This is a genomic window from Martinezella sp. CNPSo 3890 (genome assembly GCF_057784455.1).
The window spans coordinates 1-15646 of record NZ_JBXSOR010000029.1; the positions used below are offsets into that span (position 1 = coordinate 1).

The window sequence follows — 15646 nt, forward strand, 5'->3', positions numbered from 1 at the left end:
AGTAAGTGCGCGACCGCCGGATCCGATCGCGATGTGCCGCGCGTCGATAAGCTGTGAAATAGGAGGAAATCACATCATGAGTACGCTGGAACTACCGAGCGAGGGCGGTTGCCGTTGCGGGCAGGTGCGGTTGAAGATCAGCGCCAAGCCGATGCTCACCATGGCCTGCCACTGCACCGGCTGCCAGCGCATGACGGCAGGCCCCTATTCGCTGAGCGCCGCCATCCCCACGCAGGGTTTCGAGGTAACGCAGGGCGAGCCTGTCATCGGCGGTCTGCACGGCGATGTCATCCATCACTATTTTTGCCCGCATTGCATGAGCTGGATGTTCACGAAGCTCGAAGGCGTCGACTGGTTCGTCAATGTCCGCGCCACCATGCTCGACGACACCAGCTGGTTCACGCCCTTCATCGAGACCTGGACGAGCGAAAAGCTGCCCTGGGTGACGACGCCGGCCAAGCACAGCTATGCCGCACTGCCGGCGATGGAGGAGTATGAGGGCCTGACGAAGGAATATATGGGGCAGGGGTGAGGTTAAACCTCACTCATCCCCCATCTTCAGCGCGGCAATGAACGCTTCCTGCGGGATTTCGACCTTGCCGAACTGCCGCATGCGCTTCTTGCCTTCCTTCTGCTTGTCGAGCAGCTTGCGCTTGCGGGTGGCGTCGCCGCCGTAGCACTTGGCGGTCACGTCCTTGCGCAGAGCCTTCACCGTCTCGCGTGCGATAATGCGCCCGCCGATGGCGGCCTGGATCGGAATCTGGAACATGTGCTGCGGGATCAGGTCCTTCAGCTTCTCGCACATGACGCGGCCGCGCTTTTCAGCCGCCGAGCGGTGCACGAGCATGGAGAGCGCATCCACCGGCTCGGCATTGACGAGGATCGACATCTTGACGAGATCGCTCTCGCGATAGTCCGTCAGGCTGTAGTCGAAGGAGGCATAGCCCTTCGAAATCGACTTCAGGCGATCATAGAAGTCGAAGACGACTTCGTTAAGCGGCAGGTCGTAGGTGATCATGGCGCGGTTGCCGACATAGGTCAGCTCGGTCTGGATGCCGCGGCGGTCCTGGCAGAGCTTCAGGATCGAGCCGAGATAATCGTCCGGCGTCAGGATCGTCGCCTTGATCCACGGCTCACGGAATTCGGAAATCTTGACGACATCTGGCATATCGGCCGGGTTGTGCAGCTCGATCTCGGTGCCGTCGGTCATGGTGAGCTGATAGACGACCGAGGGAGCCGTCGCAATCAGGTCGAGATTGAATTCGCGCTCCAGGCGTTCCTGGATGATTTCCAGGTGCAGCAGGCCGAGGAAGCCGCAGCGGAAGCCGAAGCCGAGAGCGGCAGACGATTCCATTTCAAAGGAGAAGCTGGCGTCGTTGAGGCGCAGCTTGCCCATGGCCGAGCGCAGATCTTCGAAATCGGCGGCATCGACCGGGAAGAGGCCGCAGAACACGACGGGCTGCGCCGGCTTGAAGCCCGGCAGCGGCTCGGCGGTCGGGCGCTTGTCTTCGGTGATGGTATCGCCGACGCGCGTGTCGGCCACTTCCTTGATCGAAGCCGTGATGAAGCCGATCTCGCCGGGGCCAAGGCTGTCGACGGCGACCATCTTCGGCGTGAGAACGCCGACACGCTCGATCTGGTACTTCGCGTCCGTGCCCATCATGCGGATAGTCTGGCCCTTGGTCAGCGTGCCGTCGATGATGCGCACGAGAACCATGACGCCGAGATAGGTGTCGTACCAGCTGTCGACCAGCAGCGCCTTCAGCGGCGCCTTCTCGCCGCCCGCGCTTTTCGGCGCCGGCAGCTTGTGCACGATGGCTTCGAGAACGTCGGGAATGCCGAGGCCGGTCTTCGCAGAAATCAGCACGGCGTCGGAGGCGTCGATGCCGATCACCTCTTCGATCTGTTCCTTGATGCGGTCGGGTTCGGCCGCCGGCAGGTCGATCTTGTTGAGGACGGTGACGAGCTCGTGATTGTTGTCGATCGCCTGATAGACGTTGGCGAGTGTCTGCGCTTCCACACCCTGAGAGGCGTCGACGACAAGCAACGATCCCTCGCAGGCCGACAGCGAGCGCGAGACTTCATAGGCGAAGTCGACATGTCCGGGCGTGTCGATCAGGTTGAGGATATAGGTCTCGCCATTCTTGGCCTTGTAGTGCAGGCGCACGGTCTGGGCCTTGATGGTGATGCCGCGCTCGCGCTCGATCTCCATATTATCAAGCACCTGCTCCGACATCTCGCGCTCGGCAAGGCCGCCCGTCGTCTGGATCAGGCGGTCGGCCAGCGTCGATTTGCCGTGGTCGATATGGGCCACGATCGAGAAGTTGCGGATATGCGAAAGCGGAGTGGTGGAATTGGTGCTCATGCGCGCCATATAGCAGCGCCGCCCCGCGCCGCAAAGCGGAAAAGCGGAGCTTTGGCTGGTATCTTCACGTTATGTTAGCCTTTTCTGGCTCGCCGCTGCCGAGTGTCACAATGCTCTTGATTCCATCATGCGATCATGTATTTCTCATATAGTAGAATCACGAAGCGTGAGACATGAGTCATGGCGGATGATGATCTGGAACTGGCGATCGGTGCGCGCATCAAGGAGCTGCGCATCACCCGCGGCCTGACGCTGGATGAGCTTGCCAATGCCTCGGCCGTCAGCCGTGCCATGATCTCGCGCATCGAGCGGGCCGAGGCGAGCCCGACGGCCTCGCTGCTGTCGCGGCTTTGCGCAGCGCTTGGACTTTCGCTTTCGGCCTTTTTTGCCGAGGAGGATAAGGAGGTGTCGCCGCTTGCCCGCCGCGATCAGCAGGCGATCTGGCGCGACCCGGGAACCGGCTATGTCAGACGCGCCGTCTCGCCGCCGGGAACCGACTCGAAGGTCGATGTCGTCGAAGTCATCTTCCCCGCCGGCGCGCGCGTCATCTTCCCGCCGAATTCGGCAAGTGCCGGCATGACCCAGCATGTCTGGCTGTTCGAGGGCGAAATGGAGGTGACGCACCGCGACATCGTGCACCGCCTCATGCCTGGCGATTGCCTCTTCATGGGCGTCGGCAATGGCCACGCCTTCCACAATCCCGGCGAGGTGCCGGCGCGCTACAGCGTCATCCTCGATCGCGGCCGTTCATAACACCCAAGGACCTTCTCATGCCCGATATTCGTCTTCTCTCCGCCGTTGAGGCTCGTACTGTCCTGCGGGATCTCTGCGATGTGCTTGCCGATTGCGTCAATGGCGGCGCTTCCGTCGGCTTCATGCAGCCTTATATGCCTGCCGACGCATTGCCTTATTGGCAGAGCGTCGCAGACAGCGTCGAAAGCGGCGGGACATTGCTTTTTGTCGCCGTGATCGAGGGCGGGGTCGTAGGCACGGTGCAGGTGGGCGCAGCCCAGATGCCGAACCAGCCGCATCGCGGCGATCTCAAGAAGTTGCTGGTGCACCGATCCGCGCGGGGTAAGGGACTTGCCCGCCTCTTGATGGAGGCGGCTGAGCGCGAGGCAGCCCGTATCGGCAAGACCCTGCTTGTGCTCGATACGGCAACCGGCAGCGATGCCGAGGCGATCTATCCGCGCCTCGGCTGGCAGCGCGTCGGCGTCGTGCCGGATTATGCGATGTGGCCGGAGGGCGGCCTTTGCGACACGACCATTTTCTATAAGCGCATTGCAGCCTGAGAAGGCTATTCAGGCTGAGAAAGCGGCAATGGCATCCTGCAATGTCGATCCCGCTGTCCATTGCATCGCCTTCCAGCCGAAGTGCCGTGCGGCCTCGATATTGGCCTCCACGTCATCAATGAAGCCGATCTCGCTTGCGGATATCCCGACACGTTCGGTTGCCAGCCGGAAGAATTCGGCTGCTGGCTTCTGATAGCCGAGGGCGGCGGAATAGAAGATGCCGTCGAAGCGAGAGGAGAGCCCGAGTTCGCCCATCAGATAGGCGGCGCGCATATGCTCCTGATTGGTCGCAAGGAACATCCTCGTTCCCCCGGCCCGCAGGGCGGCGAGATCGTCGAGCAGGACGTGGTCCAGGCGGGAATCATTCTCGAACCAGTAGTCGATCAGCGTTCGGGCACTGAGATGAGGAGCGATTTTGCCGAGAACTTCTGCAAGCTTCGGCTCCAGCGCATCGCGGCCGGTGACGATATCGACCCAATAGGTTTTGAAGAACGCCTGTTGAAGCACATCCAGCCGCAAGCCCAGATCGCGCTCCAGATAGGTGAACAGCGGCAATCCGTCGCTTGGCCGGCCGTGCACCAACACGCCGTCGACATCGACCATCAGGAGTTTCATGCGGCCGCCTCCAATTCCTCAAACGCAGGCGGAAGGTGCAGTTGTTTGCAGCAGCATTCAAGATTGCATGTCATCCTTTTTTCTCGGACGCGATGCATGTAAGCCTTCGTGTCATCAGCAGAACAAAGTGGGCGATGGGGAGGCGAACATGCGGGTCATCTATTCGGAGGATCACAAGCTCAGAGACGCGAAGACCGAGCTGCATGATGGCCAGCTCGTCACACCCTTCGAGGCGCCCTTCCGCGCCGAATGGATCCTTGCCGCCGTGAAGGAAGCCGGCTTTACCGATGTGGTTGCACCTCATGCCCACGGGCTGGAAACGGCGCGAAAGGTGCATGATCCGGCCTATCTCGATTTTCTCGGCGCGGTCTGGGAGCGCTGGGTCGCCGCCGGCTATAAGGGTGAGGCGATCGCCAATTCCTTTCCCGTTAGGCGCACCAGCCAGCGCGTGCCTGACAATATCGTCGGCATGATCGGCCATTATGCCAACGCGGCCGATACCTCGATCACGAAAGGGTCCTATGAGGCGGCGCTCGCTTCCATGCGCTGCGCTCTGACAGGCGCCGACTGGCTCAACGCCAGCAACCGCTTCGCCTTCGCACTTTGCCGGCCGCCCGGCCATCATGCCGGCATCGATCTCTTCGGCGGTTATTGCTTCATCAACAATGCCGGCGTCGCGGCGCAGCGGCTGCGTGATCACGGCGCGGCCAAGGTGGCGGTGCTCGATGTCGATTTCCATCACGGCAACGGCACGCAGGACCTTTTCTACCGACGCGGCGATGTTTTCACAGCGTCGTTGCATGGTGATCCCATCCACGCCTTTCCCTATTTCCTTGGCCATGCTGATGAGGAAGGCGAGGGTGATGGCTTGGGCGCTAACCGCAATTACCCCATGCCGCGCGGCACGCTTTGGGAGGTCTGGTCGGCGGCCCTCGACGATGCGCTCGCGCGCATCAAGGCCTTCGGCGCGGAGGTGATCGTGCTCTCGCTTGGTGTCGATACGTTCGAGCGCGATCCGATCTCCTTCTTCAGGCTGACATCGCAGAACTTCATCCGCATGGGCGAGCGGGTTGCTGCCGCAGGCCTGCCCGTCCTCGTCTGCATGGAGGGTGGCTATGGCGTGCCCGAGATCGGGCTGAACGTCGCCAATGTGCTGAAAGGTCTCGAAGCCTGAGGCGCCTTGCATCAAAGTGCCTGATCGCAGGATGAAAAGTTTGAATTTGCCACTGCATGGCCACGCCTCTAAAACGCCGCCTAGTTGGGGGTGTTTATGGAACAGAAGCTTGTCGACAGTGGATCGGATGGCGGCGCGGGGCTGATGCCGCATCCGGATGTCGCGCCATCGACCGGTGGCATTGCTGCCGGCGTGCTGATGTGCGTGATGTCGATGTCGTCAATCCAGTTCGGCTCGGCCCTGTCGGCTCCGATCATCAACGCCTATGGGCCGGCGGGCGCAACGTGGCTGCGGCTCGTCTTCGCCTCCATCGCGTTGGCGATCATCGTTCGCCCGAAGATCACGAGCTACAGCCGCTCGCAATGGCTCGGCGTGCTGGCGCTCGGCACAGTCTCGGCGCTGATGACGACTTCTTTCTTTTCGGCAATCGCGCGCATTCCCCTAGGGCTTGCCGTCGCCATCGAATTTCTCGGGCCGCTGCTGGTTGCGACCCTCGGCTTCGGACTCAGCCGCCAACTTCTCTGGCCAATCCTTGCGGCAATCGGCGTTCTGCTCCTGGCCTATGATGGCGAAGAATGGGTCGGCAATCTCCCCGGCATTCTCTTTGCCATCGGCGCAGGCGCGGGCTGGGCCTGCTACATTCTTTTGACGAAGAAGGTCGGCAATGCCTTTCAGGGCCTCGAGGGGCTTTCCATGTCGCTGCTGGTTGCAGCGGTCGTTTCCACCCCCTTCGGCTTTGCCTCGGCCGTCCCGCATCTGACGGCCTTCGGCCTGCTCGAAATAGCCGGGCTTGCGCTGCTCGTTCCGCTGATGCCATATGTGCTGGAAATGGTGGCGCTGCGGCGCATGCCCACCTCGTCCTTCGGCATCCTCATGAGCCTCGAGCCTGCCATCGGCGCCTTTGCCGGCTTCGTCATCCTGTCGCAGCCGATGACGCCGTCTCAGATGTTCGGCACCGCGCTTGTTGTTGCAGCCAGTATCGGGGCGACGATCTTCGCTGCGAAAGGCTAAGACTGGCGGGGGGTAAGCCGTCGTTGCTTTGAGTTTGGCCCGGCAACTCTCCGTCAATCCGCGGCTTGAAGCCTGGCGATCTGGGGTGCAACGATTGCGATGAACAGTCCTGGATCGCCGAAAGCTCTCGCCGAGAGCATTGCTCCATGAACCGAGGCCATCAGGATTTGCGCCTCTTCCTCGGGCCGTTTGTTCAGCCGGAAGAGGCCATTCTCGGTTCCCGCCTGCAGCACTGACGTAAGCCACCCGGCGAGGCTATGAAAATGGCCTCGCACCTGGGATGCGACCTCCTCCGGCAGCATCTGCATCTCGCTGGCGAGCATCGCACAGACGCAGAAGGGCAGCGAGGCGTCCCGAATGCATGAGTGCCAGTAGCTCACATAGGCCTGCAGCTGTTCCGCGGGGCTCGAGATGCCTTCGCGCAAAGACTTCAAACCCGCTTCCGTCTGCTGCCTGTAACGGTTCACCAGCACCGAAACCAGTTCGGCCTTTGTCGGAAAGTGATGGTGGATGCTTGCCTTCCGGATGCCGATCGCAGCGGAGATGTCGGCATAGCTGAAGCCGTTGTAGCCTCCGGCCACGATAAGAGCCTGTGCGATGTCGAGAATTTTTTCTGAAGTGGAAGTTATTGATTTCATATCGCTGCCTACCTTTTGGTAGGCTGGTTGTCAAGATTGCCGCACCACTTCTGGCTCTCACGAAACGGTGTTCGAGCCTGTGTTGACTCAGCGAATGCATCTTCCTACTAGTAGGTAGGTAACTACAAGGAGCCTCCCGATGCAAAGTCGCATTTCATCGCAGCCCAACTGGCTGCAATCCTACTATTTTACACGTGCCCTGTTCTCGATCGTCTGGATTGCAGCCGCGATCTTCCTCAGCGCAAAACCGCCATCCGCCGCGTTTCTGCTGGTGATCTATCCTGTCTGGGATGCCCTTGCCAATCTGGTCGACGCCCGGGTTAACGGCGGCCTGAAGGTCAATCCGTCCCAGGCGTTGAATGTTGTCGTCAGCATCGCCACGGCGCTCGCCGTTGTCGTGGCCGCCTACAATAGCGCCTATGCCGTCCTGGCCGTGTTTGGGGCTTGGGCGATCCTCTCGGGCTTGCTGCAACTCTACACCGGCGTAAGGCGCTGGCGTATCTATGGCGCTCAATGGGTAATGATCCTGAGCGGCGCGCAGTCGGCACTTGCCGGCGGTTTCATGCTCAGCCGATCCCTCGGCACGGTCGAGCCGACCATTCTGGATATCGTCCCCTACGCGGCGTTCGGAGCCTTCTATTTCCTGCTTTCCGCAATCTGGCTTGCGGTCGCGGCCTATCGCAAAGCACATGCATAGGCGCTACCCGATCTTGCGGCGGCGAGTTTGAAGTGACTTGCCGCCGTATTTTCGCGCGGCCTGCCTTAAGCCGTCGTTCTCGCGGGATCGTCCAGCGCTGGATTATAGAAGAGTGAGAGCGTCAGGCTCTTGGCGATGCGCTCGGCCGTCGCCATGAACCAGTCTCTTGCCTCTTTGGAAGGCGCGATATCGGCAAGGGTTTCGGAGAAAAGCGCCAGCCATTCTGGAAAGAGGTCGGCGGCCATGCCCTCGACGCCGAGATGCGCCTGGACCGGTTTGCCGCCATAGGCGCCGTTCTTGAAGGCAACGGAGGACCAGAAGCGCTTCATCTTTTCCATGTGGTCGGGCCAGCGCCCGGCAAGGCGCCCGTCGAAGACCGGTCCGAGCCGGGGATGCGCCTGAACGCGCCCATAGAACGTGTCGACCAGCCTGTCGATGAAGGCGGGATCGATGCCCATCCGCGCCATCTCCGCCTCGGCCCTTTCGCGGATGCCGGCCAGATGGGCGGCGCTAGCCTGTATCTCGTTTTCCATAATATTCTCCGAGTGCCGGCGCGTGGAGAACCGCTGCTCCGACGTCTTTCAGGTCCCTATGTATGCAATTTCTCAGCGCGACCAAGACGTCATGGAGATGTTGCGGCAATCTGTCAAAGTCGCGTTACTATTTTCCGCGGCCCCGTTCGGCGGGCCACAAATTTTCCGGCACGATTTTCCCTCCGCAATGACGTCTCCGTGCTTGACCAGCGCAATTGCCGACTTTAGAATTAGAATAATTCTAAAGTTATGAGGTTGCCCCGATGCTGCTAGGCTTATTCCGCCCGTCGAAACGTCCCTTCACCTCTCTTTCCGAACAGGAGATTCTGGCGATTGCCATTGCGGCAGAGGAAGACGATTCACGCATTTATCTCGCCTATGCCGATACGCTCCGCCCGCATTATCCCGAGTCCGCCAAGGTTTTCGAGGACATGGCCGAGGTCGAGGATACGCATCGCAAGACATTGATCGACATGCACCGCCGCCGCTTCGGCGAGCGTATCCCGCTGATCAGGCGCGAGCATGTGCGCGGCTTTTACGAGCGCAAACCCGATTGGCTGCGCAAGAACCTCTCCCTCGATGCCATGCGCGACGAGGCCGAGGCGATGGAGCAGCAGGCCTATAATTTCTATGTCGAAGCAGCCAAGCAGGTATCCGATGCCTCGACGCGCCAGCTTCTCGGCGATCTCGCACTTGCCGAGCAGGGTCATGAAGATGTTGCCCGCCTGCTTGGCGAGAAGCATACGCCGGAAGAGGTCAAGCACGAGGAAGATGCACAGGCGCGCCGCCAGTTCGTGCTGACTTATGTGCAGCCGGGTCTCGCCGGGCTGATGGATGGCTCTGTCTCCACGCTCGCGCCGATCTTTGCCGCCGCCTTCGCCACGCAGCAGACCTGGCAGACCTTTCTCGTCGGCCTTTCGGCTTCGGTCGGCGCCGGTATCTCCATGGGTTTCACCGAGGCAGCCCATGACGACGGCAAGATCTCCGGTCGCGGTTCGCCGATCAAGCGCGGCCTTGCCTGCGGCATCATGACCGCGCTCGGCGGCCTTGGCCATGCGCTGCCCTACCTTATCCCGCATTTCTGGACCGCGACGATTACGGCCGCAATCGTCGTCTTCTTCGAGCTTTGGGCCATCGCCTTCATCCAGAACAAATATATGGAGACGCCGTTCCTGCGGGCTGCCTTCCAGGTCGTCCTCGGCGGCTCGCTGGTGCTGGGTGCCGGCATTCTGATCGGAAATGGGTGAGACGCGTTCGGCATAGCCGACGAAACGATCCGGTGAATCGTTTCGAGCGCCGAACGCCCCGAGCCCAAACGAAAGGCCGGCGGTGAGGGATGGGCAATGTTTTGTCGCATCCGGAAGGGCAAAGACACTCCGAGATCACGAAATGTTAAACTTCGGAACGCCTTCCGCCGCCACCGGTTAGCAACACGAGGCCGCTCTTGGCCTCGTCTGCAAACCAAAGGAGATGATCCAATGGCAAACCAAGGTGGAACCCACGAGCAGCATGTGAAGGCTGGCCAGCAAAGCCACAAGCGCATGGACAACGACAACACCAGGAATGCTTCGTCCACCGGCTCCCGTGAGCAGCACTCTGCCAGCTCACGCGGCGGCACCCACGAGCAGCACGTCAAGGCCGGCCAGCAGAGCCATAAGAACTCTTGACGCTCGTGCTGGTAGCAAATTCGTCCGCACACAGGAGTGAGGACGGGTCTTATTACAAGACGAAAAAGCAAAAGGCCGGTCCGATGGGCCGGCCTTCTTGTGTAACGAGAAATTAGCTCGCGCTTACTTGACGGCGCCAACCAGGACGTCGTTGCCGTTCTCGATGGTGACCCAGCGGCCGGCATTGAAGCTCGCCTGACGCTTCAGATAGGAATAGGGAGTTTTGGTCCAGACCTTGATCTCGTCCTCAAGGTTGTCGAGGATAAAATCGCCCTGCTTGGTGCGCAGCGTCAGCACTGCATGTCCTTCGCCATCAGGCTTGCGGACGACCGTCATCAACAGGTTGGAGGCGGAAATGCCGCTCTGGATGAGGAGCTTGCGCTTCAGCAGGGCAAAATCCTCGCAGTCGCCAGCGGTCTTCGGATATTCCCAATATTCCTCCTGGCCGTAGACTTCCATGTCGGTCGCCGGGCGGATCGTCTTGTTGACGCGCAGGTTGATCTGGTTGACGAGAGCCCAGGCGGCCGCGTTCATGTCGACGGGACCGACATTACGGGTCGGACCGCATTCGTCGGTATGTCTCTGACAGAAGTCGTAGTGTCCGATCGGCTGGGAGGTCACGTTGCCGACGGTCATCGAAACGCCCTGCTGAGGTGCCGGCATCGCCGCCGACGACATCGCAACTATAGCAGCGAAGGCAATCAACAAGCCCTTAATACGCACGCCCACTATCCTTGTATCGTCCCTGCATTTGTTAACAAATTGTTAATGTAGGGGGGCGCGCGAAGTCAATCGTTACTTAAGTGTTAACACCGGAACCGGCTCATATGGTTAATTTCGGCACAATCAAGGAGATAGCTGCCATAATTTCTTGCTGCCTGCGATTACGCAAGCGCGCCCCCGAGGCGGTCGCAAAAGGAGCCAGCGCGCCGAGCATTTCGCAGATATCTATTTGTTTTTATGGCGCTTTATGTAGCGCCAACGTCTCGGCCACAGCGAGCATGCGCTCGATGTCCTGCGGCCGCGACAGGCGATGATCGCCGTCGCGCACAAGCGTTAACACGACATCGTCCGCCGGCAGATGCTCGACCAGCTTTAACGAATGCGAGAAAGGCACGTCTGCATCCTGCATACCCTGCAATATATGTACCGGGCAGCCAGTCTCGATGATGCCGGTCAGCACGCGATTGGCGCGGCCGTCCTCGATGAGGGCGCGCGTGAAGATGTTCGGCTCGGGGCTGTATTCCGAAGGCTCCTCGAAATAGCCGCGTTCCGCCAGCGAGCGCCGCTCGACATCGGAAAGGTTCGGCTCGATGAGATCGATGGTGAAATCGGGAGCAGGCGCGATAAGCACGAGGCCGGCGATGGCGGCTGTCTTTTTGCGTTTGCGCAGTTCCTGGATGACCCTGAGCGCGATCCAGCCGCCCATCGACGAGCCGACGAGAACGATCTTCTTCGGCTTGGTATGATCGATGACGGCAAGTGCCTCTTCCAGCCAGCGCGAAATCGTGCCGTTGGTGAACTTGCCGCCGGACTGCCCGTGGCCGGAATAGTCGAAGCGAATACAGCCGATACCAAGCCGCTCCGCCAGCGCATCCAGCTCCACGGCCTTGGTGCCGCTCATGTCGGATCGATAGCCGGACAACCAGACGAAGCTGACATTTCTGGCACCCTTGCCGGCGGTGCGCTCGATGATGGCGATCTGGCGCTCGCTCTCGCCCGTGCCAACGGGAAGGAAGGTCGGTTGGATGGATGTGGCGGTCTCGGACATGGAAAACTCCCGGATTTTCTGCCCTATAGAACAGATTCGCGTCCGCGTGACCTGAAAAATCCTCGATCTTTTCGCTGTAGTTTCTATATAAAGGGAGAAGGATACTGTGTCCTTCGCGCATCTCGCGCTTCCAGGACACTCCATTGACACGCGGGAGGTGCTTTTTTCCTGCTGTCATGCTATTGACTTCAACACAGCTTTTACGACATTTCCGTCAGTTGCGCCGACGGGGAGCGAGAGGCTGCAGCTATCCGAAACAATTCGTGGAGAATACGACCATTCGCAGACCTTTTAAAGCCGACGCGCCCGTAAAGGACGGGCCGCGTTCCAACAGGGAAATTCGCATTCCCAAAGTTCAGCTCATTACGGCTGACGGCCAGAATATGGGCATCGTCCCGACCGACCAGGCATTGAGAATGGCAGAGGAGGCCGGTCTCGATCTGGTAGAGATTTCCCCCAATGCTGAACCGCCTGTGTGCAAGATCCTCGATCTGGGCAAGCTGAAATACGCCAACCAGAAGAAGGCCGCCGAGGCGCGCAAGAAGCAGAAGATCGTCGAAGTCAAAGAAATCAAGATGCGTCCCAACATCGACACCCATGACTATGAGGTGAAGATGAAGGCCATCGGTCGTTTCTTTGAAGAAGGCGACAAGGTGAAGGTGACCTTGAAGTTCCGCGGCCGCGAAATGGCCCACCAGGAACTTGGCATGAAGCTGCTTCAGCAGGTCAAGGAAGATACGATCGAGATTGCCAAGGTGGAGGCCGAGCCCAAGCTCGAAGGCCGCCAGATGATGATGGTGCTTGCGCCGAAGTGAGGCGCAAGTCGGAGTAGAGAGGCCGGAGCCGTCCCTTGGACGGCTTTTTCCTTTTCTGCGGCAGGGGTCGATGCCTGTCATCGATCTGCAAAGATTCCCGCATTCGCACCGTTGCACTTCGGGGCAAGTGCGGTTATAAGCGCGCGTCCGAACTGACCGGCAGGGCATGCCGTGGCAGTTCAGAATGCTGGTGGAGCGGTTCGTCACCGTATCCGCCGTTCAACAACAAACGCTCCGGCACCTTGTTGCAGCCCGGCCAGTCCGGATCTGTGAGAAGGGCTTTAAGCAAAGCGCGCCAGGAAGCATCGAAGGAGTAGCAAAATGCCCAAGATGAAGACGAAGTCCTCTGCCAAGAAGCGGTTCAAGATCACCGCATCCGGCAAGGTCAAGGCAGCCGCTGCTGGCAAGCGCCACGGCATGATCAAGCGTAGCAACAAGTTCATTCGCGATGCCCGCGGCACCATGGTTCTCGCAGAACCGGATGGCCGTAAGGTTGTCAAGAACTACTTGCCGAACGGTCTCTAAGACTATTCGTAACGCTATAGACTAAGGAGATCATGAAATGGCACGCGTAAAAAGAGGCGTTACCGCCCACGCCAAGCACAAGAAGGTTCTGAAGGCAGCCAAGGGCTTCTACGGCCGCCGCAAGAACACCATCCGTACCGCCAAGGCCGCCGTCGACCGTTCCAAGCAGTACGCTTACCGCGACCGCAAGGTCAACAAGCGCAACTTCCGCGCCCTCTGGATCCAGCGCATCAACGCTGCCGTCCGCGAGTTCGGCCTGACCTACGGCCGCTTTATCGACGGTCTGAACAAGGCTGGCATCGAAGTCGACCGCAAGGTTCTCTCCGACATGGCAATCCATGAGCCGGAAGCTTTCGGCGCCCTCGTCGCTGCCTCCAAGAAGGCGCTTGAGTACCTCAAGGACGCTGGCACGAAGAACGAGTTCGAAGCCGCTGTTGGCTAAGAGCGTCTACTAGACAGTTTTTGTCATATTTATGAAACCCGCGCTTGTGTAACCAGCGCGGGTTTTGTATTTTTTGCAATACAATCAATTTGCGATAGTCACCTTGAGGATTCCCGATATCGGGAATGGGTGAAATTGTTGAATGGCAAGACTGCGGAACTGAACTTCATACCCAATCTGAACGGTAAGGACATAGAGGCCATGCTGACGGTGCTGGTGAACGGTTCCAGCCGTGTCGAGCGAGTTGCCCTTTCTGCCTGTCAGGTCTGGATCAAGCGATACGGCACGAAGAAACCCTCTACCTGGCGTCATCTGCAGAGGGTCTTTTCACGCATTGTCCCGCTCGCCTTCCTGCGCCCCTGCGCCTATCTGTCTGCGCGGCAGATGGCCGAGCGGGAGATGCAGCGCATCGGCTTGTTCAGGCAGCGGGGTGTAGCCGTTCCGGAGGTTCTCTACGCTTCGAATGGCGCGCTTGTTCTTGCGGACGCCGGAATCACGGTTCAGCGCCGCCTTGCGCAGCTGAAGGAGAGCGATCCCGCTGCTCACGATGAACTCATGGTCGCTTGCGCTGCCGAGCTCGGCCGGCTGCATGCCAAGGGGCTTTGTCATGGCAGGCCCTATCCGCGCGACATGTTCTTCGCCGGCGATCGGCTTGGCTTCATGGATTTCGAGGAGGACCCGCAGACAGTCATGCCGCTTGCGGTGGCGCAGGCCCGTGATATCTGGCTGCTCTTCCTGCAGATCGCAACCGGCGCCCGCTTCGGCCTTGCAACGCAGAACAGAGCCTATGAAGCCTGGTCGGAGCAGGCACCAGCGGCTGCGCGCGCCGAGCTTCAGCGCATGATTCGCTTTCTAGGCGGTTTTTTGTTCCTTGCCCGGTTGATTGGCCGCGTGCACATGGGTAGTGATCTCCAGCGCTTCATCGTTGCGACAAGCTTTCTGATGCATGCGTTCACCACTTATTCCGTGGACTGAGAGCCCGATGGCCCCTGGTCCGCAAGGCAGGACCAGATGACGGAACTCGTAACACTTGAAACCCAACTCATGGCCGAGGTGGCCGCGGCGAACGACGAGCAGGCGATCGAGGCGGTCAGGGTTGCTGCGCTCGGCAAGAAGGGCTCGGTTTCTGAACTGCTGAAGACGCTGGGCTCGATGTCGCCGGAAGAACGGCAGACACGCGGCGCGGCCATCAATGCTCTCAAGAATTCCGTCACCGATGCCATTAACGCCCGCAAAGGCGAGTTGCGCGATGCGGCGATCGAGGCGAAGCTGAAGGCGGAGACCGTCGATGTCAGCCTGCCGGTCCGCTCCTCGCCGGCCGAACGCGGCCGCATTCACCCGATCAGCCAGATCGTCGACGAAATCACCGCCATCTTCGGCGACATGGGCTTCTCGATCGCCGAAGGTCCCGATGTCGAGACCGATTATTATAACTTCACGGCGCTGAACTTCCCGGAAGGACATCCGGCCCGCGAAATGCACGACACCTTCTTCTTCCAGCCGGATGAAAAGGGTGAGCGCAAGGTGCTGCGCACGCACACCTCGCCGGTGCAGGTGCGCACCATGGAAGCGCAGAAGCCGCCGATCCGCATCATCATCCCGGGAAAAACCTACCGCCAGGATTCGGACGCCACGCATTCACCGATGTTCCACCAGGTCGAAGGCCTCGTCATCGACAAGACGGCGAACGTCGCCAACATCCGCTGGGTGCTCGAAGAGTTCTGCAAGACCTTCTTCGAGGTCGACAATGTGACGATGCGCTTCCGCCCGTCCTTCTTCCCCTTCACGGAGCCGTCCTTCGAAGTGGATATCCAGTGCGACCGCTCCGGCCCGATCGTCAAGTTTGGCGAAGGCACCGATTGGATGGAAATCCTCGGCTGCGGCATGGTGCATCCGAACGTACTGCGTTATGGCGGTCTTGATCCGGACGAATATCAGGGCTTTGCCTGGGGCATGGGCCTCGATCGTATTGCCATGCTGAAATACGGCATGCCCGACCTGCGCGACTTCTTCAACGCCGATGTCCGCTGGATGAACCACTATGGCTTCCGCCCGCTCGACATGCCGACGCTGTTCGGCGGCCTGAGCGCGTAAGGAAGGG

General features: G+C 60.0%; 19 protein-coding genes. 13 read left to right on the forward strand and 6 right to left on the reverse strand.

All coding sequences use genetic code 11. The features are described 5' to 3' along the window. Positions 1-76 precede the first annotated feature (76 nt). On the forward strand, positions 77-532 hold the full coding sequence (locus tag AC13RC_RS32910) for a GFA family protein (protein WP_488559675.1): 456 nt from the start codon (positions 77-79) through the stop codon (positions 530-532). Between the two features lie 9 nt (positions 533-541). Here AC13RC_RS32910 and lepA read toward each other — a convergent pair whose 3' ends face one another. Continuing rightward, positions 542-2374: a translation elongation factor 4 gene (lepA, locus tag AC13RC_RS32915; protein WP_069611013.1), complete on the reverse strand. Its 1833-nt coding sequence runs from the start codon at positions 2372-2374 to the stop codon at positions 542-544. A 171-nt stretch (positions 2375-2545) separates the two neighbouring features. Here lepA and AC13RC_RS32920 point away from each other — a divergent pair, with 171 nt between their 5' ends. Both AC13RC_RS32920 and AC13RC_RS32925 read left to right on the forward strand, forming a co-directional pair. Continuing rightward, entirely contained in the window at positions 2546-3118 is a 573-nt protein-coding gene (locus tag AC13RC_RS32920) for a helix-turn-helix domain-containing protein (protein ID WP_145633714.1), read from the forward strand. A gap of 17 nt (positions 3119-3135) precedes the next feature. Further along, positions 3136-3657, forward strand: coding sequence for a GNAT family N-acetyltransferase (locus tag AC13RC_RS32925; protein WP_488559676.1), 522 nt, complete (start codon positions 3136-3138; stop codon positions 3655-3657). Positions 3658-3666: 9 nt separating this feature from the next. On the opposite strand, the gene AC13RC_RS32930 is transcribed toward AC13RC_RS32925, so the two are convergent. Continuing rightward, entirely contained in the window at positions 3667-4272 is a 606-nt protein-coding gene (locus AC13RC_RS32930) for an HAD-IA family hydrolase (RefSeq protein WP_113329862.1), read from the reverse strand. 148 nt (positions 4273-4420) lie between these two features. Between AC13RC_RS32930 and AC13RC_RS32935 the strand changes: the two genes are divergently transcribed. Together AC13RC_RS32935 and AC13RC_RS32940 are read left to right on the forward strand one after the other, a co-directional pair. Continuing rightward, complete coding sequence (locus AC13RC_RS32935; protein WP_488559677.1) at positions 4421-5446, forward strand: histone deacetylase family protein; 1026 nt, start codon at positions 4421-4423, stop codon at positions 5444-5446. A 96-nt stretch (positions 5447-5542) separates the two neighbouring features. After that, the gene (locus tag AC13RC_RS32940) at positions 5543-6457 is read left to right on the forward strand and encodes an EamA family transporter (protein ID WP_173002502.1); all 915 of its coding nucleotides are present in this window, start codon (positions 5543-5545) and stop codon (positions 6455-6457) included. Positions 6458-6510: 53 nt separating this feature from the next. Here the strand turns inward: AC13RC_RS32940 and AC13RC_RS32945 are convergent, their stop codons facing one another. Next, positions 6511-7095, reverse strand: a complete 585-nt coding sequence (locus tag AC13RC_RS32945) for a TetR/AcrR family transcriptional regulator (protein ID WP_113421034.1) — start codon at positions 7093-7095, stop codon at positions 6511-6513. 139 nt (positions 7096-7234) lie between these two features. On the opposite strand from AC13RC_RS32945, the gene AC13RC_RS32950 reads away from it, so the two are divergent. Next, a complete protein-coding gene (locus AC13RC_RS32950) occupies positions 7235-7792 on the forward strand; it encodes a DUF308 domain-containing protein (RefSeq protein WP_269245531.1) in 558 nt (185 codons plus the stop codon). A 65-nt stretch (positions 7793-7857) separates the two neighbouring features. On the opposite strand, the gene AC13RC_RS32955 is transcribed toward AC13RC_RS32950, so the two are convergent. Continuing rightward, positions 7858-8325: a group III truncated hemoglobin gene (locus AC13RC_RS32955; RefSeq protein WP_269245532.1), complete on the reverse strand. Its 468-nt coding sequence runs from the start codon at positions 8323-8325 to the stop codon at positions 7858-7860. A 263-nt stretch (positions 8326-8588) separates the two neighbouring features. Here AC13RC_RS32955 and mbfA point away from each other — a divergent pair, with 263 nt between their 5' ends. Together mbfA and AC13RC_RS32965 are read left to right on the forward strand one after the other, a co-directional pair. Then, positions 8589-9572, forward strand: coding sequence for an iron exporter MbfA (gene mbfA, locus AC13RC_RS32960; RefSeq protein WP_113329866.1), 984 nt, complete (start codon positions 8589-8591; stop codon positions 9570-9572). Positions 9573-9803: 231 nt separating this feature from the next. Next, positions 9804-9992: a hypothetical protein gene (locus AC13RC_RS32965; RefSeq protein ID WP_069611022.1), complete on the forward strand. Its 189-nt coding sequence runs from the start codon at positions 9804-9806 to the stop codon at positions 9990-9992. 123 nt (positions 9993-10115) lie between these two features. Here AC13RC_RS32965 and AC13RC_RS32970 read toward each other — a convergent pair whose 3' ends face one another. Together AC13RC_RS32970 and AC13RC_RS32975 are read right to left on the reverse strand one after the other, a co-directional pair. Then, positions 10116-10715: a transglutaminase-like cysteine peptidase gene (locus tag AC13RC_RS32970; RefSeq protein WP_113329868.1), complete on the reverse strand. Its 600-nt coding sequence runs from the start codon at positions 10713-10715 to the stop codon at positions 10116-10118. Positions 10716-10950: 235 nt separating this feature from the next. Further along, complete coding sequence (locus tag AC13RC_RS32975) at positions 10951-11763, reverse strand: alpha/beta hydrolase (RefSeq protein WP_113329869.1); 813 nt, start codon at positions 11761-11763, stop codon at positions 10951-10953. A 278-nt stretch (positions 11764-12041) separates the two neighbouring features. Here AC13RC_RS32975 and infC point away from each other — a divergent pair, with 278 nt between their 5' ends. The 5 genes from infC (at position 12042) to pheS (ending at position 15639) form a co-directional block, all read left to right on the forward strand. Beyond that, entirely contained in the window at positions 12042-12578 is a 537-nt protein-coding gene (gene infC / locus AC13RC_RS32980; protein ID WP_173002511.1) for a translation initiation factor IF-3, read from the forward strand. A gap of 321 nt (positions 12579-12899) precedes the next feature. Continuing rightward, positions 12900-13103: a 50S ribosomal protein L35 gene (gene rpmI, locus AC13RC_RS32985; protein WP_069611026.1), complete on the forward strand. Its 204-nt coding sequence runs from the start codon at positions 12900-12902 to the stop codon at positions 13101-13103. A 37-nt stretch (positions 13104-13140) separates the two neighbouring features. Continuing rightward, entirely contained in the window at positions 13141-13545 is a 405-nt protein-coding gene (gene rplT / locus AC13RC_RS32990) for a 50S ribosomal protein L20 (RefSeq protein WP_069611027.1), read from the forward strand. 138 nt (positions 13546-13683) lie between these two features. Next, complete coding sequence (locus AC13RC_RS32995; protein WP_488559678.1) at positions 13684-14520, forward strand: serine/threonine protein phosphatase; 837 nt, start codon at positions 13684-13686, stop codon at positions 14518-14520. A 36-nt stretch (positions 14521-14556) separates the two neighbouring features. Then, positions 14557-15639 (forward strand): phenylalanine--tRNA ligase subunit alpha, encoded by a 1083-nt coding sequence (gene pheS / locus AC13RC_RS33000; protein WP_112722780.1) that lies wholly within the window; start codon positions 14557-14559, stop codon positions 15637-15639. Positions 15640-15646 lie beyond the last annotated feature (7 nt).

Coding starts and splice junctions, on each gene's coding strand:
- AC13RC_RS32910 (WP_488559675.1), top strand. CDS start 77: ATGAGTACGCTGGAACTACCGAGCGAGGGCGGTTGCCGTTGCGGGCAG.
- lepA (WP_069611013.1), bottom strand. CDS start 2,374: ATGGCGCGCATGAGCACCAATTCCACCACTCCGCTTTCGCATATCCGC.
- AC13RC_RS32920 (WP_145633714.1), top strand. CDS start 2,546: ATGGCGGATGATGATCTGGAACTGGCGATCGGTGCGCGCATCAAGGAG.
- AC13RC_RS32925 (WP_488559676.1), top strand. CDS start 3,136: ATGCCCGATATTCGTCTTCTCTCCGCCGTTGAGGCTCGTACTGTCCTG.
- AC13RC_RS32930 (WP_113329862.1), bottom strand. CDS start 4,272: ATGAAACTCCTGATGGTCGATGTCGACGGCGTGTTGGTGCACGGCCGG.
- AC13RC_RS32935 (WP_488559677.1), top strand. CDS start 4,421: ATGCGGGTCATCTATTCGGAGGATCACAAGCTCAGAGACGCGAAGACC.
- AC13RC_RS32940 (WP_173002502.1), top strand. CDS start 5,543: ATGGAACAGAAGCTTGTCGACAGTGGATCGGATGGCGGCGCGGGGCTG.
- AC13RC_RS32945 (WP_113421034.1), bottom strand. CDS start 7,095: ATGAAATCAATAACTTCCACTTCAGAAAAAATTCTCGACATCGCACAG.
- AC13RC_RS32950 (WP_269245531.1), top strand. CDS start 7,235: ATGCAAAGTCGCATTTCATCGCAGCCCAACTGGCTGCAATCCTACTAT.
- AC13RC_RS32955 (WP_269245532.1), bottom strand. CDS start 8,325: ATGGAAAACGAGATACAGGCTAGCGCCGCCCATCTGGCCGGCATCCGC.
- mbfA (WP_113329866.1), top strand. CDS start 8,589: ATGCTGCTAGGCTTATTCCGCCCGTCGAAACGTCCCTTCACCTCTCTT.
- AC13RC_RS32965 (WP_069611022.1), top strand. CDS start 9,804: ATGGCAAACCAAGGTGGAACCCACGAGCAGCATGTGAAGGCTGGCCAG.
- AC13RC_RS32975 (WP_113329869.1), bottom strand. CDS start 11,763: ATGTCCGAGACCGCCACATCCATCCAACCGACCTTCCTTCCCGTTGGC.
- rpmI (WP_069611026.1), top strand. CDS start 12,900: ATGCCCAAGATGAAGACGAAGTCCTCTGCCAAGAAGCGGTTCAAGATC.
- rplT (WP_069611027.1), top strand. CDS start 13,141: ATGGCACGCGTAAAAAGAGGCGTTACCGCCCACGCCAAGCACAAGAAG.
- pheS (WP_112722780.1), top strand. CDS start 14,557: ATGACGGAACTCGTAACACTTGAAACCCAACTCATGGCCGAGGTGGCC.